Source organism: Neoluteolibacter marinus, from assembly GCF_014904755.1.
GTDB classification, from domain to species: Bacteria; Verrucomicrobiota; Verrucomicrobiia; order Verrucomicrobiales; family Akkermansiaceae; genus Haloferula; species Haloferula marina.
In genome coordinates this window covers 15684-37787 of record NZ_JACZFQ010000058.1, presented here as the reverse complement: position 1 = coordinate 37787, position 22104 = coordinate 15684, and the positions used below count along the sequence as shown (strand labels likewise).

General features: G+C 63.1%; 21 protein-coding genes and 1 pseudogene. 12 read left to right on the top strand and 10 right to left on the bottom strand.

Annotated elements, in window-relative coordinates; all coding sequences use genetic code 11:
* Both IG178_RS12725 and IG178_RS12720 read left to right on the top strand, forming a co-directional pair.
* Positions 1–523 (top strand): annotated as a pseudogene (locus IG178_RS12725) (hypothetical protein); the annotation flags it as partial.
* A gap of 62 nt (positions 524–585) precedes the next feature.
* Positions 586–1788: a DUF2264 domain-containing protein gene (locus tag IG178_RS12720; protein ID WP_193212939.1), complete on the top strand. Its 1203-nt coding sequence runs from the start codon at positions 586–588 to the stop codon at positions 1786–1788.
* 162 nt (positions 1789–1950) lie between these two features.
* On the opposite strand, the gene IG178_RS12715 is transcribed toward IG178_RS12720, so the two are convergent.
* Positions 1951–2730: a glycoside hydrolase family 16 protein gene (locus tag IG178_RS12715; protein ID WP_193212938.1), complete on the bottom strand. Its 780-nt coding sequence runs from the start codon at positions 2728–2730 to the stop codon at positions 1951–1953.
* A 121-nt stretch (positions 2731–2851) separates the two neighbouring features.
* On the opposite strand from IG178_RS12715, the gene IG178_RS12710 reads away from it, so the two are divergent.
* On the top strand, positions 2852–4255 hold the full coding sequence (locus IG178_RS12710; protein WP_193212937.1) for a sulfatase family protein: 1404 nt from the start codon (positions 2852–2854) through the stop codon (positions 4253–4255).
* Between the two features lie 104 nt (positions 4256–4359).
* Here IG178_RS12710 and IG178_RS12705 read toward each other — a convergent pair whose 3' ends face one another.
* The 3 genes from IG178_RS12705 to IG178_RS12695 are packed head-to-tail and all read right to left on the bottom strand — an operon-like array spanning position 4360 to position 7876.
* Complete coding sequence (locus IG178_RS12705; RefSeq protein ID WP_193212936.1) at positions 4360–5079, bottom strand: glycosyltransferase family 32 protein; 720 nt, start codon at positions 5077–5079, stop codon at positions 4360–4362.
* A complete protein-coding gene (locus IG178_RS12700) occupies positions 5079–6089 on the bottom strand; it encodes an FAD-dependent oxidoreductase (RefSeq protein WP_193212935.1) in 1011 nt (336 codons plus the stop codon). The genes IG178_RS12705 and IG178_RS12700 overlap by 1 nt, the downstream gene beginning before the upstream one ends.
* The gene (locus IG178_RS12695; RefSeq protein WP_193212934.1) at positions 6086–7876 is read right to left on the bottom strand and encodes a hypothetical protein; all 1791 of its coding nucleotides are present in this window, start codon (positions 7874–7876) and stop codon (positions 6086–6088) included. Before IG178_RS12695 ends, IG178_RS12700 begins: the two co-directional genes overlap by 4 nt.
* A 255-nt stretch (positions 7877–8131) precedes the next feature.
* On the opposite strand from IG178_RS12695, the gene IG178_RS12690 reads away from it, so the two are divergent.
* Positions 8132–8545 (top strand): twin-arginine translocation signal domain-containing protein, encoded by a 414-nt coding sequence (locus IG178_RS12690; RefSeq protein ID WP_193212933.1) that lies wholly within the window; start codon positions 8132–8134, stop codon positions 8543–8545.
* 12 nt (positions 8546–8557) lie between these two features.
* The gene (locus tag IG178_RS12685) at positions 8558–10207 is read left to right on the top strand and encodes a hypothetical protein (RefSeq protein ID WP_193212932.1); all 1650 of its coding nucleotides are present in this window, start codon (positions 8558–8560) and stop codon (positions 10205–10207) included.
* Positions 10208–10345: 138 nt separating this feature from the next.
* Here the strand turns inward: IG178_RS12685 and IG178_RS25535 are convergent, their stop codons facing one another.
* A complete protein-coding gene (locus IG178_RS25535) occupies positions 10346–10510 on the bottom strand; it encodes a hypothetical protein (protein WP_226895376.1) in 165 nt (54 codons plus the stop codon).
* Positions 10511–10617: 107 nt separating this feature from the next.
* On the opposite strand from IG178_RS25535, the gene IG178_RS12680 reads away from it, so the two are divergent.
* The 3 genes from IG178_RS12680 (at position 10618) to IG178_RS12670 (ending at position 12796) form a co-directional block, all read left to right on the top strand.
* Positions 10618–10989 carry a hypothetical protein gene (locus IG178_RS12680; protein WP_193212931.1) on the top strand — a complete coding sequence of 124 codons (372 nt, stop codon included), beginning with the start codon at positions 10618–10620 and terminating at the stop codon, positions 10987–10989.
* Positions 10990–11046: 57 nt separating this feature from the next.
* Complete coding sequence (locus IG178_RS12675; protein WP_193212930.1) at positions 11047–11916, top strand: hypothetical protein; 870 nt, start codon at positions 11047–11049, stop codon at positions 11914–11916.
* Between the two features lie 151 nt (positions 11917–12067).
* On the top strand, positions 12068–12796 hold the full coding sequence (locus IG178_RS12670) for a hypothetical protein (RefSeq protein WP_226895375.1): 729 nt from the start codon (positions 12068–12070) through the stop codon (positions 12794–12796).
* A gap of 39 nt (positions 12797–12835) precedes the next feature.
* On the opposite strand, the gene IG178_RS12665 is transcribed toward IG178_RS12670, so the two are convergent.
* The 5 genes from IG178_RS12665 to IG178_RS12645 form a co-directional block, all read right to left on the bottom strand.
* Positions 12836–13483 (bottom strand): hypothetical protein, encoded by a 648-nt coding sequence (locus IG178_RS12665; RefSeq protein ID WP_193212928.1) that lies wholly within the window; start codon positions 13481–13483, stop codon positions 12836–12838.
* 47 nt (positions 13484–13530) lie between these two features.
* Positions 13531–14166, bottom strand: a complete 636-nt coding sequence (locus IG178_RS12660; RefSeq protein WP_193212927.1) for a gluconate 2-dehydrogenase subunit 3 family protein — start codon at positions 14164–14166, stop codon at positions 13531–13533.
* A 14-nt stretch (positions 14167–14180) separates the two neighbouring features.
* Positions 14181–15965, bottom strand: coding sequence for a GMC oxidoreductase (locus IG178_RS12655; protein ID WP_193212926.1), 1785 nt, complete (start codon positions 15963–15965; stop codon positions 14181–14183).
* 65 nt (positions 15966–16030) lie between these two features.
* Positions 16031–17587 carry a mechanosensitive ion channel family protein gene (locus IG178_RS12650; protein ID WP_193212925.1) on the bottom strand — a complete coding sequence of 519 codons (1557 nt, stop codon included), beginning with the start codon at positions 17585–17587 and terminating at the stop codon, positions 16031–16033.
* A 153-nt stretch (positions 17588–17740) separates the two neighbouring features.
* The gene (locus IG178_RS12645; RefSeq protein ID WP_193212924.1) at positions 17741–18190 is read right to left on the bottom strand and encodes a universal stress protein; all 450 of its coding nucleotides are present in this window, start codon (positions 18188–18190) and stop codon (positions 17741–17743) included.
* Positions 18191–18317: 127 nt separating this feature from the next.
* Here IG178_RS12645 and IG178_RS12640 point away from each other — a divergent pair, with 127 nt between their 5' ends.
* The 4 genes from IG178_RS12640 to IG178_RS12625 all read left to right on the top strand — a co-directional run bounded on the left by IG178_RS12640 (position 18318) and on the right by IG178_RS12625 (position 22069).
* On the top strand, positions 18318–18692 hold the full coding sequence (locus IG178_RS12640) for a VOC family protein (RefSeq protein ID WP_193212923.1): 375 nt from the start codon (positions 18318–18320) through the stop codon (positions 18690–18692).
* Positions 18693–18920: 228 nt separating this feature from the next.
* Entirely contained in the window at positions 18921–19568 is a 648-nt protein-coding gene (locus IG178_RS12635) for a hypothetical protein (protein ID WP_193212922.1), read from the top strand.
* The gene (locus tag IG178_RS12630) at positions 19565–21652 is read left to right on the top strand and encodes a flotillin family protein (RefSeq protein ID WP_425499865.1); all 2088 of its coding nucleotides are present in this window, start codon (positions 19565–19567) and stop codon (positions 21650–21652) included. Before IG178_RS12635 ends, IG178_RS12630 begins: the two co-directional genes overlap by 4 nt.
* Positions 21653–21694: 42 nt before the next feature.
* A complete protein-coding gene (locus IG178_RS12625) occupies positions 21695–22069 on the top strand; it encodes a GxxExxY protein (RefSeq protein WP_193212920.1) in 375 nt (124 codons plus the stop codon).
* The last annotated feature ends 35 nt before the right edge of the window (positions 22070–22104 follow it).

Below are 22104 nucleotides of genomic sequence, written 5' to 3'. Positions count from 1 at the left end.
CTCGCTGGTCCCCCGCCACCCCAATGACCCGGCCGGCGACAACGACGCCGACGGCTGGGCGACCAGCGGCGCCATCGGCGGTTCCCCCGGCGAGGCCGACGCGCCGGCACCGGGAAGCTTTGACGCCTGGGCCGCCGCCACTTTCACCGCCCCGCAGCTGGAATCCGCGGAAATCTCCGCCCTCATGGCCGACCCCGACGGCGACGGCCGCCTCAACTTCGAGGAATACGCCCTGGCCACCGATCCGCTCGTCAACGACCAGCCCGATACCTCCTTCGCCTGGAGCGTCAACGGCGCCGACGACCATCCCGCCCTGCGCGTCCGGCGGCCGCAGAACCCGGCGAACGTGCTGTACGAACTCCTCGCCAGCGACGACCTCGAGGCGAGCTGGCCGGCCGTTGCCACGGAACCGGTGCTGACCACCCCGCTCGGCGGCGGCCTGGAACACGCCACCTTCCGGGATCCGGCACCCGCCAGCGGGCCGCGGCGATTCCTGCGGCTGCGCGTGACCTGGGTCCCGTGAGCCCCGGCCACGGGTAGCGAGAAACTCCTCGGATTCGTGATGTCCGGGTCCATGATCCGGGCATGCTCCGCGCCGTCATCTTCCCATTGCTGTTCGTCCTCCCGCTCGCCGCGCAGAGCGGCCGGGACGACCGCGACTTCTCGGTCAAGACGCTCGACCGCATCGCCCGGCCGGTCATCGAAAACCTCGCCAAGGGCGAGTTGAAGAAGCAGCTGCCGCTCCCCGCCGGCCAGCAGGACCGGGCTCGATGGGCCCACCTAGAGGCCTTCGGCCGGACCCTGGCCGGCATCTCGCCGTGGCTCGCGCTGGGACCCGACGGCACGCCGGAGGGCAAGCTGCGCGCCCGCTACATCGAGCTGTCCCGCCAGGCCCTGGTGATGGCGACCGATCCCGCGTCGCCCGACCGCATGAATTTCTCCGACGGCGCCCAGCCCCTGGTCGATGCCGCCTTCCTCGCCCAGGCCCTGTTGCAAGCCCCGCGGCAGCTTTGGGAGCCGCTCGATGACAAACAGAAGGCCGCCGTGGTGGCCGCACTCAAGGAGACCCGGGCCATCAAGCCCTACGAGAGCAACTGGCTGCTCTTCTCCGCGCTGGTCGAGGCCGCGCTCTGGCAACTCACCGGCGAGTGCGAGATGCCGCCGATCGAGCGCGCCCTCGCAAAGCACAACGAGTGGTACCTCGGTGACGGCACCTACGGCGACGGCCCCGAGTATCACTGGGACTATTACAACAGCTACGTCATCCAGCCCGCGCTGTTGACCGTCGTGAAGGTCGCCCGCGACAAGAAGCACCCGCTCGGCGGGCAGTGGCCGGAAATCCTCGCCCGGGCCAAGCGCTACGCCGCGGTCCAGGAACGGCTGATCTCGCCGGAAGGCACCTATCCCGTGATCGGCCGCTCGAGCGTCTACCGCTTCGGAGCGTTCCAGCACCTGTCGATGGTCGCCCGCCTCGGAGAACTCCCGGCCGAAACCCCACCGGCCGCGGTCCGCGGCGCACTGACCGCGGTGATCCGCCGCACCATGGCGGCACCGGGGAACTTCGATGACCAGGGCTGGCTCCAGGTCGGCGTCGCCGGCCATCAGCCTTCGATCCGCGAAGGCTATATCTGCACCGGCAGCCTCTATCTTTGCCTCGCCGGCCTCCAGCACCTCGGGTTACCCGCGGACGATCCCTTCTGGACCGCCCCCGCCGTGGCCTGGACCCAGAAACGGATCTGGTCCGGCGAGGACCTGCCGGCCGACCACGCCTATCAGGAAAAACACTGAGCGCCCCGCATCCGTAGATTCCACACCCATGTCATCCCTTGCGCAGCGACGATTCCCGCGCACTAGTCATGGCATGCGGAAACGCACGGTGCCCGTGGCTCGGGGAGGGGCTGCGGGCACCGACTTTTTCCAGGCACTTCGCCTGCCGCCGGACCAACCGGCTCAACGGTCCTGCTGATAGACCCGGACGTAGTCCACTTCCATCCGCTGGGGAAAGGCCGCGTCGTCGATCCACTTCATGCCGCCCCAGCCGCCGCCGACGGCGAGGTTGAGGATCAGGTAGAAGGGCTTGTCGAAGGGCCACTCGTCCGGGGTGTCGCCTTTTTCCTTTTTGTAAGTCGCGTAGGTTTTGCCATCGACCGCCATCTCGATCTTCTCCGCCGACCAGTCGACCGAGTAGACATGGAACGCCTCGCTCGCGTCGGGGACCTTCACTTTGGTCCCGCGCTGGGTGCCCTTGGTATGATTGTAAGTTTCGGAGTGAAGCGTGCCGTGGACGACCCCGTGGTCGAAGCCGACGTGCTCCATGATGTCGATTTCCCCGCATTTCGGCCAGCCGAGCTTGCCGATGTCGGTCGGCAGCATCCAGATCGCCGGCCAGGTGCCGCGCGCCGCGGGGATCTTCGCCCGCACCTCGACCCGGCCGTAGGTCCAGGCTGCCTGGTGCTCCGTGGTCAGGCTGGCGGAGGTGAATTCCCCGCGATCCTTCTTCTCCTTGTGCGCCTCGATGATCAGCTTGCCGTCTTCAATCCGCGCGTTTTCCTTCCGCTTGTCGGTGTAGAACTGCTTCTCGTTGTTGCGGATCATGCCCTTTTCGCAGCCCCACTTCGCCGGGTCGGGCAGGCCGGGCGCGTCGAACTCATCCGCCCAGACGAGTTTCATGCCTTCAGGGGCGGCGCTGGCGGAAGCGACGGACAGGCAGAGTGCGAACAGGAACTTCATGGCAGGATGGCAACAAGCGCCGCGGATTCCCGGGGCGGTGCTTCCCGATGACGGGCATCGGCGGCTATCCATGCAAGCGAATCCTCGGTCACGGGGTAGGATCCCATCGTTTTCCACTCCCATGCTTCGCACCCTTCTCGTCCTCCTCGCCTGCGCGACAACCCTGGCCGCGGCCCCGCCCCATGTGGTGATCATCCTCGCCGACGACCTCGGTTACGGCGATCCGGCCTGCTTCAACCCCGCATCGAAGATCGCCACGCCCGCCATCGACCGGCTCGCCCGCGAAGGCATGTGCTTCCGCGACGCCCACGCACCCGGCCCGCTGTGCCACGCCTCGCGCTACGGCCTGATGACCGGCCGCTTCCCCTTCCGCATCGACGTCTCCAAGTGGCCCTCGCAGCCGCTCATCGGCGACGGAGAGACCACGCTGCCGTCCCTGCTCGCCGACTCCGGCTACCAGACCGCCATGATCGGCAAGTGGCACGTTGGCTTCCGGGAAAAGGGCTACGACCAGCCGCTGAAAGGAGGCCCCGTCGACCGCGGCTTCCACAGTTTCTTCGGCATCCGCGCTTCGACCGACATCCCGCCCTATTTCTTCATCCGCGACGACCGTGCGGTCGCCCTGCCCGACGGTCACATCGATGCCAGCAACAGCACCGCCCAAGGCTGGTCGCCGATCCAGGGCAAGTTCTGGCGCCAGGGCGGGATCGCCCCCGACCTCCGCCTCGATGAAGTCCTGCCCCGCTTCACCGACGAGGCCATCTCAGTGATCAAGAGCCGCGACCCCGCGAAGCCGCTGATGCTCTATCTCGCCTTCCCCGCCCCGCACACGCCGTGGCTGCCGTCCGCCGCGTTCGCGGGAAAGAGCAAGGTCCCGCTCTACGGCGACTTCGTGGAAATGGTCGACCACGAGATCGGCCGCGTGCTCACAACCCTCGATCAAGCGGGGATCGCGGGTGACACCCTGGTCATCTTCAGCTCCGACAACGGCCCGGTGTGGCGCGAGAGCGATGTCGAGAGGTTCGGCCACGATGCCGCCGGCGGCCTCCGCGGAATGAAAGGCGACGCCTGGGAAGCGGGCCACCGCATGCCCTTCATCGTCCGCTGGCCGGGCAAGGTCGCGGCCGCGTCGCGGACCGACCGGCTCGTTTGCTTCACCGACCTGCTCGCCACCTTCGCGGCCCTCCTCGACCGCGAGCTCCCCGCCGGGGCCGCCCCGGACAGCGTCAGCTTCCTGCCCACCCTACTCGGTGGGAAACAGGACGAGCGGGAACCGATCGTCATGGAGAGCGCCAACGGCTTCCACAGCATCCGCTCCGGCCCCTGGAAATTCATCGACCGCCTCGGCTCCGGCGGCTTCAGCGAGCCGAAGGAAACCAAGCCGGCCAAAGGCGGCCCCGAGGGCCAGCTCTACAACCTGACCACCGATCCCGCCGAGTCCGTCAACCTCTTCCTCGACCAACCCGAACGCGTCGCGGCGATGCGCTCAAAGATGCGGGAGATCATCTCGGGAACCGACCGTTAGATCGTCTCGACCCCCAAGATCGGAGCACCCTTGCGCGTGGGCGTAGGGCAACCGGGAAGTCCCGAGAACTGATCCCGCAGCCTGCATCGGGGATGCCGCCAGGCTCATTGACGGCTCACCCATTCCCCTTGCCAATGATGAGCCGCGAACGCCCGCGGGTAGTCCTCCTTTCGGAAGGCATCGTACCGCATCTCTTCCACGTGATAAGGATGCACCGCTTCCCGCGACCAGGTGACGAGATCCGCCTCGTCGAACAACCATCCGGCCACCCAGCCGTCTTCCGCCTTCAGCGCCCGGCTGCCGTTGGTTCCGCCCAGCAACGTGCGAAGGTTCTTCCTTACCGCCCGGAACCCGGTCAAATCCAACACCTCCCAGGGATCTTCAGGGCGCCTTGAGGGAACCGAGGATCCCAGGTCCTCCAGGAGAAGATCCCAGAACGGATGCCCGGGCGGCGATGCGAACATCGCGGTCGACACATCGTCCAGCGCGTTGAACGAAAGCGCGAAATGAAGACAGCCTTCGATCATGATTTCGTCCAGCGGCCGGAAGATCTCCATGTCGTGGTCGAGATAGAGGCCCCCGAACAGCCGCACGATCTCATATCGGAGGACATCGCAGCGAATCCCCATGCCGACACTCTCGTCCAGCACCAGATGCGGGCAGATCAACTTGCCGGCAAGCTCCTCCAGGTCGGCATCCCCCCAACGCTTGACCTCCCAATCCGGCATGTACTCCCGGTAGGTGCCGGTCCAGGCCTCGCCGGCTTCCGGGAACGGATTGTCCCCCAGCCAGATTTGATGGATTGTCTTCGGAATTTCCAGCATCAGGCTTCAGCGGGCTGCTGGTTGAGGATCCCCCGGACCTTCACCATCGCCTGCGCCACCGCCATCCACATGTCCAGATAGCTGTAGGTGGCGAGGCGACCCAGGAACAGCGTCCCCGGTTCCGCCGCGGCGAGTTCCTTGTATTTCTGATAGAGGGCCTGTCCCTCGCCGAAGGGCATCGGGTAGTAGGGCTCGTTGGACGGGTCGTGGGCCAACGGGAACTCCCGGGTGATCACGGTTTCCTCAGGATTCTCCAAGCTGAAACAGGCGTGGTCGTACTCCCGGGTGTAAGGGAGACGGTTGCACTGGTTGATCACCGCGTGTGGCAGCCGCTCGCGGCTGCGGCGGTGTTCGAAGCGCAGTGAACGGTAAGGCAGCCGTCCCAAAGAGTAGCCGAAATACTCGTCGATCTTGCCGGTGTAGATTACCCCGTCGCAGTCGTGCCGCACTTCCCGCCAGGCCTGCTTGTCCCGGCCGGTCCTCACCGGGATCCCGTCCAGCATGCGGGCAAACATCGCCGCGTAGCCGTCGGCCGGCTGGCCCTGGTAGGCATCGGTGAAGTAGCGGTCGTCTTCGTCAGTCCGCCGGGTCGGCACCCGCCCGCGGATCGCCGCGGGGAGCTCGCCCCAGGGAATGCCCCATTGCTTCTCCGAATATTCCACGAAGATCAGCTCGCGAATCTCGTCGTCGTCCAGCGACCGCCCCAACTGCCGCTCGGTCACCGGCGAGTAGGGAATGGAGATCCGCCCCAGCGCCGTATCCGCCACCACCGTGTGGCGGTAATCCTTCCACTGCGTGAAACGCGACAGGAACTCCCACACCTTGCGATCGTTGGTGTGAAAAAGGTGCGGCCCGTACTTGTGCACCGTCACCCCGCCGACCTTCTCGTCATGGCAGTTGCCGCCGGTATGGTCACGTGCCTCCCACACCTCGACTTCGTGCCCTTCGTCCGCCAGCAACCGCGCCGACGTGCAACCGGAAATCCCGGCACCCACGATCAGGAACTTCATGCTTCGACAAGCTCAAGGGGTTTGCGGCCACGGGATTTCGAGGGGACTTCACCCACGTTGATGAAAGGCAGACCGAACAAGTGCAGCCAAAGCCGCTCGTACACGAAGCCCGTGCTCGGATGCTCGCTGGCCATCTTGCGCATCCGTGGCAGGCATTTCCTCGGGATGAACGACAAGCGCTCGTTCCTCACCGCGAAGATCGCCGCATACACCCCCCGCACCAAGGAGGCTTTCCACGCCTCCCCGGCCAGCGAGTTCCACCCGCAGCTCTCCAGGAAGTAACCCGTCACACTCCAGCCCGCGGGCAGGCTGACATGCTTGCAGTAGTCCTCGATGAAGCCCCCGCCGGCCGGATCATACCAGCGCATCATCCGCAAGGTGTTCGCGCTCAGCAGCTCGGTCCGGACGGGCAACCCGCGCAGCCACTCGTCGGTTTCAAGCTCACGGCATACCTGCGGCGGGCTGATGCCATCATCCATGTAGCCGCTGGTCAGGGGCTGGATATCGTCCCAAAGGTCGCGCTGCTGCAGAAGTTCCAGGAAATCGCGGCTGTGCGGGAAGGGATCGCCTTGGCAGAAAACCGTCCACTCCCGGTCACCGGCGTGGGCGAAGTGTTCGACGTGATACAGGTAGGTGTCGGACTCCCTACCTTGGTTCGGCAGGGGAATCAGGTGATCGATCCGTTCCAGCAGCTCCTTGTCCGGGATCCGGGGACCCTTGTTGTAGACCACCACCTTCACATCGTCCGGCAGGTCCATCAGCCAGCGGATGTCCTCCCGGTAGCGGGCGACCACGAGGGTGAGAGGTTCCTGTTTTCCCCGTTTCGGGAATTCCGCCGCCGCGGGAGCCGACTTTGCTTCGAGCATCTTCTCGAGAATGCGGCTGCGCGGGGCCTTCTGCTTGGTCTCCCGCTTCGGTTTTTTGAGGATCTCCGGCTCGCCGAAATAAAGGATTTCGCTGCGCGGGTTCGCCCAGGTGACATACTCGATGTCCAAGCTGAACCAGTGGTTCACTTCCTTCTGGTTGATCGGAAAAAAGGTCAACACCCCGGCCGCCGCCATCCGCGGATACATCACCGCAATCAGGAACCACTCGTCGAATCCGTAGGTCGGCCAGTCGGTGCCGAAAATCGGCAGCTTCCCCAGCTTCCCGTTGCCCTTACGGATCCGGCACTGGTTTGGCATCGTCCCGCGGCTCGTGTGCCACAGAAAGGCCTTCATCAACAATTCCACGGGATAACCGCCGAGCGCGCCGAATTGGCAGGCGATGATCGGCCGGTAAGTGCTGGGACTGTTTCCATCCTTCACCGAGTCGAAAATGTAGGGCACCCGCCATAGCCCGAGCCCGGCCGCCATGATGTGCTCGGTCCGCTCCACATCGTGCATCACCTGATGGGCACGATCCGAGTCCGTGATGGTGATCCATCGCCCTTCCTCCTCCAGCGCCAGAAAGCGCCACATGGCCCCGGGATTGTGGCGGATCGACGATCCCTTCATCATCATCACCTCGCAACCGACCGCCACCAAATCCTCCAGGAGAAACTCCAGATCCGCCGCCAGATAGACCCGGAACACGATGTCGGGACGCTTGGCCTTCAACAAGGCCGCCCCGGCCAACAACGGCTGCACATAGTGTTCCCACGGAGAAAAGCGGGTCACCAGCCCGAGCTCCGCGGCATTCATCATGAGTTCCCTCGTGATCTTGGGAAGCTCGCCGTCTTCATTTCGAGCATTCTTCCAGAACAAGCTCGCCACCACCAAATGCTTGCCCTGCAGCGGATTGACCACACGCGAAACTTCGCACCACTCGCTTAGCTCCACCCGCTCTCTATCCGTTGCTAAACTCTGGAATTCTACGACTTGGGCATCATTCAGAGCGGGGAATACATCAGTCCAACTCATGGAAAAATCTATATTGTTCGGTTTTTTCTAAGGTATTTGCGTCTTTCGTCTTCTTATCCTAACGAAAGTCTTGCCATCTCCGTTTTTATTTTGGGAGTAGTCAACGCGAATTACGGAACCCATAGCAAACCACCCCTTCCCATGACACCGAAAGACTTGACCGCCCACGACATCTCCCGTCGCAGCTTCATGAAAACATCAGCGCTCACCGTTGGGGCAATAGTCGTCGTGAGCCAAGGAACCGCGCTCGCAACTGCCTCGCCTACCGGTCCTCCCAAAACCCCCAAGTGCCCAAATACAACTTGTGACGGTTTTGTATCCGATGGCAAGTTCTACGGAACGACCGTACCTGGCGAGGAAGACGAAACCACCGTTTACTTCCAGCGCGGCGAATGCACTTGTAATACAGGCAATGTCAAAAAATTTCCTGGTTGGAAAGAAATTGATTTTAGCGACATCCCGGATGACGAATTGCTTTGGATCGACTTGGATCCGAGACCCGCGGAACAAGAGCATACTCCCGATCACTCGATTGGAATCCACGATAAGCACTAAATCTCAACCGACATGAACGTAGCCACGGCAATCATTCCCATCGGAATGATGGTGTTGTTACTGGGTTGCGAACGAAACCACGGGAATCCCAACGCCGAAACGAAGGGCAACGAAAACAATGCAGCAAACCTTCGTAAATCCCTACGACAGGATGACCGAGCAAAGGTCGATACCGTTTGGAAACGTTGGCGCTATCAACGTGACGATTATGCAAATTTAAGCCGGGCTCAGCTCGATGAGCTCATCAATCGATCATTTGACCTGCGTTACACCGCAGAAGGCAAACGCGACTACGAAATGGCTTTGGGAGAGCTTGCTTCGCGTGACCCGAACTCGGCCCTTGCCTATTTTGATCCGAAACAAATGCGGAGGAGTGAGCCTGGCTTCAAGTTCGTGGCAAATATTCTAGCAGAGACTTCCCCGGGAACATTGAAGATATGGCTGCAAGACAATATCAAGGAGGCCCAGAAGGAGGTTCGCGACAGCACTTTGATTGCCGCCCTTGGATCGCTGGGAAACTCGGATCTCGACGCGACACTTGAATTCTACTCGAAGACCGACTGGGGAAACACCGCGAGGGCAGATATTGTCGATGCGATTTTTCTCAATGCGGGAGCAAACTCCCCGGAAAAAGCCGAGGTTTTTGCTAGCTCCAGACTCAAGGGTACTGAGCTTGATCGTGCGCGGTACAATATCTCCGTGAGGGCCATCCAAAGGAATCCAAGTGCTTCCATGGAAATCGCCTTGAAGATCTCTGATCCAACTCTGAGGGAGACCGCATTTGGTCATTCGGTTTCCGCTCTGATGGACCGAGACCCCGCCGAAGCATTCAGCACCTTCGAAAAGCTTAGCAGTGCGGATGTTCAAAGCTTACTGGCGTCCAACGTGAGCAACAACGGGGGAACTTCACTGGTCAAGAAGCTGATTGCAGCCGATCCGGACAAGCTCATCCATCTGCTGAACGGGATGGTGCTCTCGGACAGCGTCGAGCCGTTGTTTGAAGAAACAATCAGCAGTTTGTCGGTCACCGACCCAGAAAAATCGCTGGAATTACTGGGATCCATTCCCGACGGCGAGATGAAGCACCGCATCATAAAATCTCGATTCAAGACCATCGCCACGGAGAATCCGTCCGCAGCTATTTTGGAGATAGTGGAAACCACCGACCGGTCCTTGAAGCTCAAGGGTTTTGAAGCTTTGGGGGAGATCACCACCCCACACAACATAGAATCCATTGCGACCGAACTCGGTCAGATTGACACGGAAGAAAAGGATTCCTTCTATTCTTCGGCAATATCTTCAATCGCAAGGACAGAGCCCAAGATGGCAGCTGAATTGATCATGGGTAGCAACCTGAATCTGGAATCCCCGTCGAGCGCCGACTTGATTGCTTCCGTCGCCTCAAGCGTGGCAAGGCTGGATTTGGAGTATGCCGATGCCTGGATGCAGCGGCTGCCCGAGAATCGACAGCCGAATGCAATGCACGGAATCGCCACCCAAATGGCTGCCTCAAGTGTCACGGAGCTCTCAAACAGGCTTTCATCCATGGAACGCGGCAGAGCATGGGCGGAGGGCGTTAAGGTTTTAATAAATAGCATCAAAGCGTCAGATCCGGATGCCGCTAATCTTTGGCAGATGGAGATTAACCGATTGGACCTTTAGTGACCCTTTCAATTGTAGGGCGATTCCATAATCTCTGAACGTGAACGGGGTCAGGACGCGCATTTCAACAACCTACTACTTTCCAAACGTTCGCGGATCGATTGCAGGCATCCGGCGCCGGATCGAATTGAACAGGGCTCAGTAATCCTCCTCCGCCTCGTCGTAAAGATAGGCGGCGATTTCCCCCTCGCCGTTGTACATCAGCAGCACCGCGCCGGGTGACGCGACTTGCCACAGATGACACCATCGGAGCCTTGCAGAAAGCCTCCGGAATCGCAGACGAAAAGCAAAGGTCTGCGGCATACAGTAGCATCGGAAGCACCGCCGGGCGGGCTGGATTAGAGAATGCACTCGAAATCGCGGAAGCGCTGTCGGGATCGGACAAGGCGGCGTTACTTGGGACTGCCATCATGGAGACCATTGCCCAAAATCCTGAAAAGGCCGCCAATTATCTGGCCGGAGAGGGCGCCGGCGCTGAGATCAGTCATAAGCATGAACTCCTTTCGAGAGTGGGCGAGAGCCTTGGCGCTTCCGGCATAGACGTCGCCCGAAATTGGCTCGACAATCTCCCACAGTCAGATCAGCCGGCAGCAATGACAGGCATCGCATCAAGCATGGCAAAAAGCGATCCCAGCGGGCTCGCAGCATTCCTAGGGGTGCTTCCTCAAGATGAGAATTGGGAAGCCGGTGTCCGGGTCCTGGTTAATAATCTCCAGGAGGCGGATCCCGAAGCGGCCGCTGCTTGGCAAGCCATGCTGCAATCAAAGATTGAACAAAAGTGATCGCTTCGGGTCCGGGGGTGCCGCCCGGTTATTTGTCGAACGACGACATCAAGTTCATTGAACATCTTCCAGGATTCATCAGGATCCCTTCACTCCAAGTTGAAAGCGCATCATTTGTTAAGCCTCCCGAATCCTGTCCTTTCCCTGATCTTGCTGGGGGCGCTGTCGGCTTGTAGCAAGCTTGGTGCCGAGGACAACGGGACCAAGTCCGGAAGCCCTGAGGCGATCCATTCCCGAGGTGAGATTCCGACCGATCAAGAAGCACCACCCATCGGAAAAGAGTCCCTGTATCAGAAGCTCTATGCACTCGGAGATTCGAATCCCCAATCGGAGGAAGCGAGCCGACAAGTGAGGATTGAACTGCTCGCACTCGCGAATGAGGAGGGGCTCAGTCTACCCGGATTGATCGCCGGGAACATCGACGATCTGATGCCGGACCCTAGCGACCAGGGTCAAGGGTTCAGGATTGCCTGGCTGTGCAACGGCCACCGCGACGAGATGATCGAACTTATCTGCCAGCTTCCCGCCGGCCCCCTGAAAAACCAAATCGTGAGCATGTACGGCGGGAATTTTGTCGAGAGCAACGACCTGGATGCCATCAGGGAATCCTATGAAGGGGTCCCGCCGGGTCACAGCCGGGGCGTCCTTGCGTCGCTGGGGTCACGGGCAGCCTATCTGTCGCCCGAGCCGGAATCGGTCCTTGATTGGATCAACTCGCTCGAATATCCGGAGGAAAAACGCATTGCGATCGACGAGGTGGGCTCGATATTCAAGCAGGGTCTGGGGAAGCCGGCGGACCGCGGGCTTTTCCTGAAAGAGCTCCAGGAAATCGCGAAGGCGAATGGACTCAGACCGCCGAGCGGCAAGCTTGGCCAACGTCTGGCCCCGCTGAATCCACCGGCCGCGGAGGAAGAAACCACCCGCTGATCAACGCACAAAGATCATGTTTCGAGCGGGCAGCACAAGGCGAAAGCCCATCACGCTAATCTCGATGTCGGCTATGGCGGTTTTCAGCTCTTGCGACCGCCACGATAATCATCCGGAAGCGGCAACGACGCGCGAAGGCGCGGTCGTCCAAGTGAGAGCCGACCGCATCCGCGCCGCGAAGCCTGTTGATGTCGCCGCCCTGTCCGCGCGAGCACGAAACATTGCCGAGAACGGGGAAATGGGAGAAGAACTCACCTCACTTGTCGGCAAGCTCAAGGAAGCCCTTGAAGAAAGCGGCGACTACGCCGGCGTCATCGAGGTTCTCATGGAATTGCCACGTGGAGCGCGGCTTTTGGCCCTCATGAAGTTCCGCGGGGTCATTTCGCCACTCAGAGCCGAGGACGAACTCGCTGGACGGTTGCGCCTGGTGACGGAAGTCACCGGGATCGAAGCGCGCAGCAATGGTCTGGTTCCCGACTTCTTCTCACGATCCTCCGCGTTGCTTCCCGAGCTACGGCGGACCGGGATCAAGGATCCTGCGAACCTGGCGATGCTCGGCCCTGTTTACCTCGATCTGGCGCAGACCAGGCCGGATGCCGTGCTGGGGGAGTTGGAGCAAGACCGGGCGCTCTGGGATACCGGCCTGGCCACCGAGCGGGTCGTGGAGTCCTTGCTGGCATCGGACTCGCGCAATGCCGGCACCTTGATCGAAGCGCTGCCCTCCTCCCCGACCAAGGACACCGCGATCGTTACCCTCTGCCGCTGGATGAACACGCGTGGCGAAGGCGAAGGGATTCCCGCTTGGATCGAACTGGTCGGCCAAGAGAAACTGAAGGAGGAATTGTCGAATACTTACCTGAACAGCGGCCCGAAAGATTAAGTCGTTGAACGTGACGGCTTGGTGAAACGCTGGACCGACTCAGTAATCCTCCTCCGCCTCGTCGTAAAGGTAGGCAGCGATTTCCCCCTCGCCATTGTACATCAGCAGCACCGCGCCAGGTGAAGCGACTTCGCGGAAGAGATCCATCATCATCCGCTCCTGGCCGGGCCAGGGGTAGACGTAGAAGAGGTCGACCTCGTCGGGGTCGAGTCCGTCGTAGACCGGCCGCGGGACGGATCCGTCGCGGGTGTTGAGATACTCGGGGATGATCAGGTCCTTGCCGCCGACGCCTTCCGACTCGTCGTAGCCGTCGGGCAGGTAGCTGAGGTTGAGGAACTCGACGGGGATGCCCTGGTCGGAGGCAAGCCCGGTGGCGAGATCGAACAGCTCCTCCTCGATCTCAATGCCGTGCGCCTCGAAGCCGCACAGCGCGGCGATGCAGGTGGCGATGCCGAAGCCGCTTCCCCATTCGCAGAAGACCTTGCCCCGCAGGTAGCCCTCGTCCTCCAGGAAACGCAGCGCGGCGTGGAAGACGGCGGGATCGCTGGCGATGTAGCGCGGGTAGCGGAGACCGAGGCCGGCGGCGTAGAACTTCTCGCGGCGCAGCTCGGCTTCGCCGACGAGGGCCGCGACCTCGCCGGTCAGGCCGGCGGATTCGAGACGGAGGTCGATTTCTTGAAGGGACACGGGGAGGGAGAAATGAAGGTTGCGGGAAAGCGGTGTTCCCGAACCTTTCAGATTTCCCCCTCGAGGCCCAGCAGCTTGATGATCTCGTCCGGCACGCCGGGATAGGGACCGGCGATCGCCACGTTGCCGACGTAGCCGAGGCTCTTCCAGGTGCTACTGTGCGAGTAGTATCCGCCGAGCGACAGCATCCTCAGCTTGCTGAAGAAGCGCGCCCCGGCGGCAAGTTCCGGTGCCGCCTTGGCGGGATCGCAGATGCTGTCGAGGATCGCGGTCTGCTGTTCCGCGGCCAGACCGCCGAACTCCTTGCCGTGCAGCTTGAAGGCGCGGGTGTTGATCCAGGCGACGCCGCCGCGGAGGATCTCGAGGTCGGCCTTGTTCTCCGCGTACGGGGCGCCGACCCATTCGTTGAGGAAGTCCGGCAAGCCGATCGCCGACGCGGCCGGCGACTCGTCGTCGGCCGGCAGGATCAGGTCGACCAGCACGGTGAGGGTCGCCAGCTCGGGCTCAGTGAGCGGCTTTTCCCACGGTCCGTCCGGGTTGGAGTAGTCGGGATCACTGAGGATGTTCTTGAAATTGCGGGCCAGCGGCGGCGGCGAGGCCCCGGCGGGCAGCAGGGCACCGGTGGCGCTGGCGGCGGCGACCAGCTTGAAAATGTCGCGGCGGGAGACGGTGGATGGATTCATGGCAGGTCGGGGTTTCAGAGGTTGCCGCTCTTCATTTCACCGAGCAGGTAGTCGGCGGAGCGCCAGGCGAGCGCCATCACCGTGAGGGTGAGGTTCTTGTCGGGGTTTGACGGCAGGATCGAGGCATCCATCAGGAACAGGTTCTTCACGTCCCAGGTCTGGCCGAAGGAGTTGACCACCGAATCCTTGGCCGTCGGCCCCATCCGGGCGGTGCCGGCCTCGTGGATGATTTCGCCCGGCTTGTTCAGCGCCTCGCGGCCCGGCCGCGGCGTCGCCTTGCCGCCCATCGCGTTGATGATCTCGGCGAAGGTGTTCTGCATGTGCGTCGCCTGGTTGATCTCGTGGTCGGACCATTTCCAATGGAATCGCAGGATCGGGATGCCCCACTGGTCGACCCGGTCGGGATCGATCTCGCAGTAGCAGTTCTCGTTCGGGATCATCTCGCCGCGACCGGCGAAGCCCATCACCGCGCCGTAGTAGCGGCGGGCTTCCTGCTTGAGCTTCTTGCCGTAGACGCCGGGCGAGGTCGCATCGAGCATCCCCAGCGAACCCATCCCGGGCATCATCCGGCCGCCGCCGATCTCGATGTGGTAGCCGCGGGCGAAGCCGAGCTTTTCCTGGATCCCGTAGTTCCACCACGGGGTGTAGACGTGACCGCCGCCGGCGCCGTCCTCGTTGTACGGCGGCAGGCTTTCCATCGCGGGAATGTGGCCGGCCATCGACGAGCCGACAGTGTCGGTGAGGTTCTTGCCGACCTGCCCGCTGCTGTTGGCCAGCCCGTCGGGAAAGCGGACGCTCTTCGAGTTGAGGAGGATCCGCGCCGTCTCGCAGGTGCTCGCGCTGAGGATCACGACCCGCGCCTTGGCGATCGAATCGATGCGGGTGACCTTGTCGACGTAGTGGACGCCGGTGGCCTTGCCCGAGTCATCGGTCAGGACCTCGCGCACCATCGCGTCGGTGATGATGTCGAGGTTGCCGCTCGCCAGTGCCGGCGGCAGCAGGACGGTGGTGCTCTGGAAATTCGCGCGGATCGAGCAGCCGCGGCCGCACTCGGTAGCCCAGAAGCAGGCGGCCCGCGCCGACATGTCGGCCGCCACCAGCCGGCGGGCCAGCGGATTGTCGGGGAAAAGCTTCGCGGCAAGTTTCGGGCCGTCCATCCGCTCGCTCAGCACCGCGCGGTGGATCGGGATGATGGGGATGCCCAGGCCGCGGGCGTGCTTCTTGGCCAGCAGCTCGCCGGCGCGCGCCTTCGGCGGCGTCTGCAGGATCCCGGGCGGCGAGTTCGGCGTGTTCTCCAGGCCCTCGTTCGAGCCGTAAATGCCGACCATCATCTCGGTCTTGTCGTAGTACGGCGCGAGGTCCTCGTAGGAGATCGGCCAGTCGTAGCCGAGTCCGTCGCGCGACTTCGGCTTGAAGTCATACTCGCCGAAGCGCAGCGAAATGCGTCCCCAGTGGTTGGTGCGTCCGCCGAGCATCCGCGGCCGCCACCACCAGAAGTCCTCCTGGGTTCCCTCCTTGTCGCCATACGGCTCACCCGGCACCTGCCAGCCGCCGCCCACCGTCGCGTCGTAGTGGCCGAAGGGCCGGTCGGGAGTCGACTTCCCGCGCAGCGGGGCCATCTCCGGCGTGTTGAACATCGGCGTCTCCTTCACCGGGTCGTAGTTGCGCCCGGCTTCCAGCATCAGGACCTTCACGCCGCTGAGGCTTAGCAGCATGCCCATCATCCCGCCGCCCGCGCCGGAGCCGACAATGATGACATCATATTCGCGGACGGACTTTCGATCGGTGAGAATGGCCATGGGTTTGTTTCAGGCTAACCGGCACGCTACGGGAGGGAAGCGGGGATTTTCTCATGACGCGCGTGTCACCGAACCGCCAACCCCGGCGACGACTCGCCGGTTCCCGAAGCCGGGCCCGATGCCGATGCAGCCACCGGCACGGGCGCGACGCCATCGCGGCGCACCTCGGCGCGGACCCGCGGCAGGCATTCGGGGTAGTTCTCGCGGATGAAGGTCACCAGACCTTCGCGGACCTCGCACTTGAGGTCCCAGCCCTTCGGCGCGTCGCTCGAGGTCATCAGGCAGCGGATTTCCATCGCCTGCGGGGTCGAATCGGTCACCTGCAGCACACAGGCCCCGCCATCCCACAACGGGTTGGCTTCTAACAAGCGCCGCAGCTCCCGGCGCAGCGGCTCCACCGGAAGCGTGTAGTCGCTGTAGATGAAGACACTGTTGAGCAGCGTCGCCGAGTTGCGGGTCCAGTTCTGGAACGGCTTCTCGATGAAGTAGTTGATCGGCAGCACCAGCCGCCGCAGGTCCCAGATGCAGACCGTGACGAAGGTCAGCGAGATCTCCTCGATCTTCCCCCATTCGCCCTCGACGATCACCACGTCGTCGATCCGGATCGGCTGCGAGACGGCGATCTGGATGCCGGCGAAGAGGTTCGACAGGGTTTTCTGTGCCGCCAGGCCGAGGACGATCCCCGCGATCCCCGCCGAAGCGAGGATGCTGGTGCCGAGCTGCCGCACCGGCTCGAACAACATCAGCATGCAGGCCACCGCCAGCGCGCCGGCGCAGACCACGATGACCTTCCGGATCACCGACACCTGGGTGTAAATCTGGCGCGCCTTCAGGTTATCCGCGACGTCCATCCGGTGCGCCTTCAGCAGCACGCCCTCGGCGACTCTCGCGGATCGGATGATCAGGCGCGCGACGCAGCCAATGGCGAACATCGCCGCCAGCTTCGAAGCCATCCAGTCCAAGGGCGGCGGCGGATCCGTGGTCCCGATCAGGACATAGACGCCGGTCACCAGGGTGGCCAGCCGCAACGCCGTCGCGGCGATCGGCACGATGATGTTGTCGGTGATGCCCGGCCGGCGGTCGGCCCATCCCTCCATCTTCTTCTGGCCCGCGCGGATCAGCCGGAACGCCAACCAGAAGATCGCCGCGGTGAGCCCGGTAAAAGTCAGGCCGACAAGTTTCCCGCCCCATGCCGCGGGCGGCGCATCCGGCGGCATGGCGTCGAAGAGGATGCCGAGCGCAAAGTAGACGCCGTAGATCCACAGAATCATCGCCAACGGTTTCCGCGCGGAGGTCAGGACCAGCCGCGGCCAGGTCCGGATCCCGCCGTTGTCGATCCTGCCGGCCCGCTTGCGGATTTGCCGGACGATCAGCCCCGTCAGCAGCCCGACCGCGGTCAGGATCAGAGCCGCGGCGAGATAGCGTGCCGCGCTGACGCCCAACCACCACGGCTGGTCCAGCCACCCGGAACCGGCGTCTTGCGCGCCGAGATCGACCGCCTCGCCGAGCCGGTGCGCCGCCAGCGCCAGGTCGGACTTCAGCACGCGCGCGTGTTCCTTGGCGATCTCGACGGTCGGTTCCCCCGGCGGCTCCGCGGCTGCGACCGGAAGGCAGGAAAGCAAAAGCAGGGCGGCGAAGGCCCGAAGGATTCGTCGGTGAGGGCGGGCTTGGCTCTTCGCTGGCGTCATCATCACTCCCGTGGACCGGGTCTCCCCGCTGTCAACCGGGTGTCGGCAGCAGGAGCGGTCCAGCGGGGTCCAGCAGACCACGTGCCTCTATTTCGCCTGGGCCGGCACCACCATCGTCGGCACCACCGCCTTGCGGATCAAACCCTCCGCCACGCTGCCGATCAGCAACGAGGCCACCGCGCCGTGACCGTGCGAACCGACGACGACCAGATTCGCGTCGATTTTCTTCGCGTAGTCCAGGACCGCGTGCAGCGGGCTGCCTTCGGCGAGATGCACCGTGACGCCGGCAAGATCGCCCCCGACCTTGGCCAGCAACTCGTCGAGCCGCGAGGTCGCGCGCTTGCGGGCTTCTTCCTGGAACATGTGGATCGCCGGGAACTCATCCGGCGTGAACCCGTAGGCGGTGTAACTCGGCTCCGGCTCGAGCACGTGCAGCAGGTGCAGCGACGAACCGAAGGCCTTGGCGATCTTCACCGCGGCTTCGAGCACTCCGGGGGTGGCATTCGAGAAATCAACGGCGGCAACAATGGTTTTCATGGCACCTAACCCCTATCACGGGAATCGCCGCAGCGCCAAGGGCCAGATGGATCACGCGTGATCTTTGCAAATTCACGCGACATCCGCGCATGACAGCCCGCTGCTCCGGCCTCATGGTCCGCCCGCCATGATCAAGTTCCTCCACACCCGCATCCGCGTCGCCGACATCGACCGCTCGATCGCCTTCTACGAAAAGCTCGGCTACAAGGAGAGCCGCCGCCAGGACTCGCCCCAGGGCAACCAGCTCGCCTTCCTCGAGCTGGAGGGAAATGACGTGTTCCTCGAACTCTGCCACTCGCCCGACTACACCGCCACCTGCCCCGAGGACCTGATGCACACCTGCCTCGGCGTCCCCGACATCGTCGAATACTGCGACGGCGTCGAAAAGGCCGGCATCGAGATCTGGCCCGGCGGCTGGCGCGAGAAATTCACCTCCGGCCAGCGCAAGATGGCCTTCGTCACCGACCCCGACGGCTACGAGGTGGAAATCCTCGAACGATAGCATCGGCTACGGGCGCCGAGGGAGCGCCGACTTCAGTCGGCTTGGAAAGACCGACCGGGGAGCTCCTCGATTCCATTCCAAGCCGACTGAAGTCGGCGTTCCCTTCCATCCTTCCCTCAAAATCACAACACCCGCCTCGCTTCCCTTGGTCTGGCACTCAACTTGATCGAAACGGCCCCCGGTTTTGTAGTCGCCCAAAGACAGCGCATTGTCTGGAATGCGCGCGTCGTGAAAGAGATCCTCGAACTCGCCATCAGCCCCCAGGTGCTGCCCTTGACCATCCTCCTGGTCCCGGTCGCCCTCTACTGGGTGCTGAACATGCTCGGCGCGGTGGATCTCGACTTCCTCGATGTCGATTTCGACACCGACGGCCCGGATGGTGACAGCGGCGACTCCGGCGGCATGCTTTCCAGCGCGCTGCGGATCGTCAACGCCAAGGACGTCCCGCTGATGGTCGTCCTCTCGGTGCTCGTCATCCTGCTCTGGACCTGCGCCATGCTCGGCAACCTCTGGTTCAACCAGGCGCAGTCGGGCACCACCGGAGGCATCGTTGCCCTCGGCTCGCTGGCCGGCGCGGTGATCCTCACCCGCTTCGTGGTCGCGCCGCTCAAGCCGCTCTTCCGCCTGCTCAAGTCCGACGACGAGAAGCACGTCCCGGTCATCGGCCGCACCGGCATCGTCCGCACCGCCGAGGTCGACGAGCGCTCGGGCCAGGTCGAGATCGAGAACGCCGGCGCCCCGCTCTATCTCAACGCCCGCGTCGCCGCCGGCTCGTCCCCTCTTCCGCGCGACGCTGAAGTCATCGTGATCGCCCACGACGCCGACACCGGCGTCTACACCGTCCGTTCCCTGTCCGCAGACAACCCACCCCAATGAATATGCATTCGTTCGCAACACCCGTGCTGGCCGCCCTTCTCGAGGGCACCACGCTCATCATCGCCCTGGCGGTCGGCGCGATCCTCGCGCTCGTCGTCGCGCTCGCCGTCGTCTACTCGATGCTCTACCGCAAGGCCCAGCGCGGCCAGGCGCTGATCAAGACCGGCGTCGGCGGCACCAAGGTCAGCTTCAACGGGATGTGCGTCATCCCGGTGCTCCACCGCCTGGAGACCATGGACATCTCCCTCAAGCGGGTGGAGATCGACCGCACCGCCAAGAACGGCCTGATCTGCAAGGACAACATGCGCGCCGACATCAAGGTCGCCTTCTTCGTCCGCGTCAACCAGACCGAGGAGGACGTCCTGCGCGTCGCCCAGTCGGTCGGCTGCGACCGCGCGTCCAACACCGAGGAAATTCGCGGCCTCTTCGACGCGAAGTTCTCCGAGGCCCTCAAGACCGTCGGCAAGCGCTTCGACTTCACCGAGCTCTACGAGGAACGCGAGACCTTCCGCGACGAGATCATCAAGATCATCGGCACCAACCTCAACGGCTTCATCCTCGATGACGCCGCCATCGACTACCTCGAGCAGACCCCGATCGAGGCGCTCGATCCCGACAACATCCTCGACGCCCAGGGCATCAAGAAGATCACCGAGCTGACCGCCACCCAGGCCAAGCTTTCCAACAACATTCAGCGCGACAAGGAGCGCGTCATCAAGCAGCAGGACGTCGAGGCCCGCGAAGCCATCCTCGAACTCGAGCGCCAGCTCGCCGAGACCGAGGCCAAGCAGCAGCGCGAGGTCGAGAGCGTGAAGGCCCGCGAGGAAGCCGAGACCAAGAAGGTGCAGGAAGAGGAGCGCCAGAAGTCCGAACGCGCCCGCATCGCCGCCGAGGAGGAGATTGAGGTCGCCACCCAGAACAAGGACCGCCAGGTGCTCGTCGCCCAGCGCAACAAGGAGCGCACCGACGTGGTCGAGGTCGAACGCGTCAAGCGCGACCAGGAACTCGAGTCGATCGAGCGCGAGCGGATCACCACGCTGAAGGCGATCGAGAAGGAGAAGGCCGTCGAGGTCGAGAAGAAGGCCATCCAGGACGTCATCAAGGAACGCGTCGCCGTCGAGAAGCTGGTCGTCGTCGAGCAGGAGCGCATCAAGGACACCGAGGCCTTCGCCGGCGCCGACCGCGACAAGCAGGTCAAGGTCACCCTCGCCGAGGCGCTCGCCCAGGAGGAGATGATCCGCAAGATCAAGGAAGCCGAGGCTTCGCAGGAGGCCGCCAAGCTCAAGGCCGACCAGGACCTCTACGAGAAGGTCAAGGCCGCCGAGGCCTCGAAGAAGTCAGCCGAGCTCAAGGCCGAGGAGGTCGTCATCGCCGCCGAGGCCGAGCAGAGCGCCAGCGAGAAGCAGGCCCACGCCAAGAAGCTGCTCGCCGAAGCCACCGCCAAGGAAACTGCCGCCCCGGGCATGGGCGAAGCCGAGGTCATGATCGCCAAGGCCGACGCCACCCAGAAGCAGGGCACGGCCGAAGCCGAGGTCAGCCGCCTCAAGTACGAAGCCGAAGCCGAAGGCATCCACAAGAAGGCCGACGCCATGAAGCTCTTCGAGGAAGCCGGCCAGGCCCACGAGGAGTTCAAGCTCCGCCTCGAGAAGGACAAGGCGATCGAACTCGCCGGCATCCACATCCAGAAGGACATCGCCGAGGCCCAGGCCGCGGTCATCGGCGAGGCCATGAAGTCCGCCAAGATCGAGATCATCGGCGGCGAGGGCAAGTTCTTCGACCAGATCGCCGGCGCCATCTCCAACGGCAAGTCGGTCGACCGCATGGTCGGCAACAGCCAGGTGCTCGGCGACGTCAAGGAGACCTTCTTCAACGGCGACCCGGACTACTTCAAGTCGCAGCTCCGCGAGTGGGCCGGCCAGTTCGGCGTCACCAGCGAGGACGTCAAGAACCTCACCGTCGGCGCCGCCCTGGCCCAGTTCCTCGGCAGCTCCAGCGGCGAGACCCGCAGCAAGCTCATCAGCCTCCTCGGCGCCGCCGACCGCTTCGGCCTCACCGACGAAAAGGCCTCGAAGGTGCTGCAATAAGGGCACCACGAATCCAACGAATTCCACGAATCCCGTCTGTCCATGGAGTTGATCTACAAGAAGGAGGCTTACGATCTGATCGGCGCCTGCTTCGAGGTTTACAACGAAATGGGCAGCGGGTTCCTGGAGGACGTTTACCAAGAGGCGCTGGAGAGCGAGCTCGGCCGACGCTCGCTGCCCTTCGTTTCCAAGCCAAAGCTCGAGATCTGGTACAAGGGCAACCTCCTCACCAAGAAATACGAACCGGATCTCGTCGCCTGGTCCAAGATCATCGTGGAATTGAAAGCCGTCAGCAACCTGACCGACGAACATCGCGCCCAGGTCCACAACTACCTCAAGGCCTCTTCATTCCGCCTCGGCCTCCTTGTCAATTTCGGCAAACCCAAAGACCTCCAGTACGAACGCATCGTCCGCTAATCTCAGCCACCCAGAGATTCGCAAGATTCGTCCTA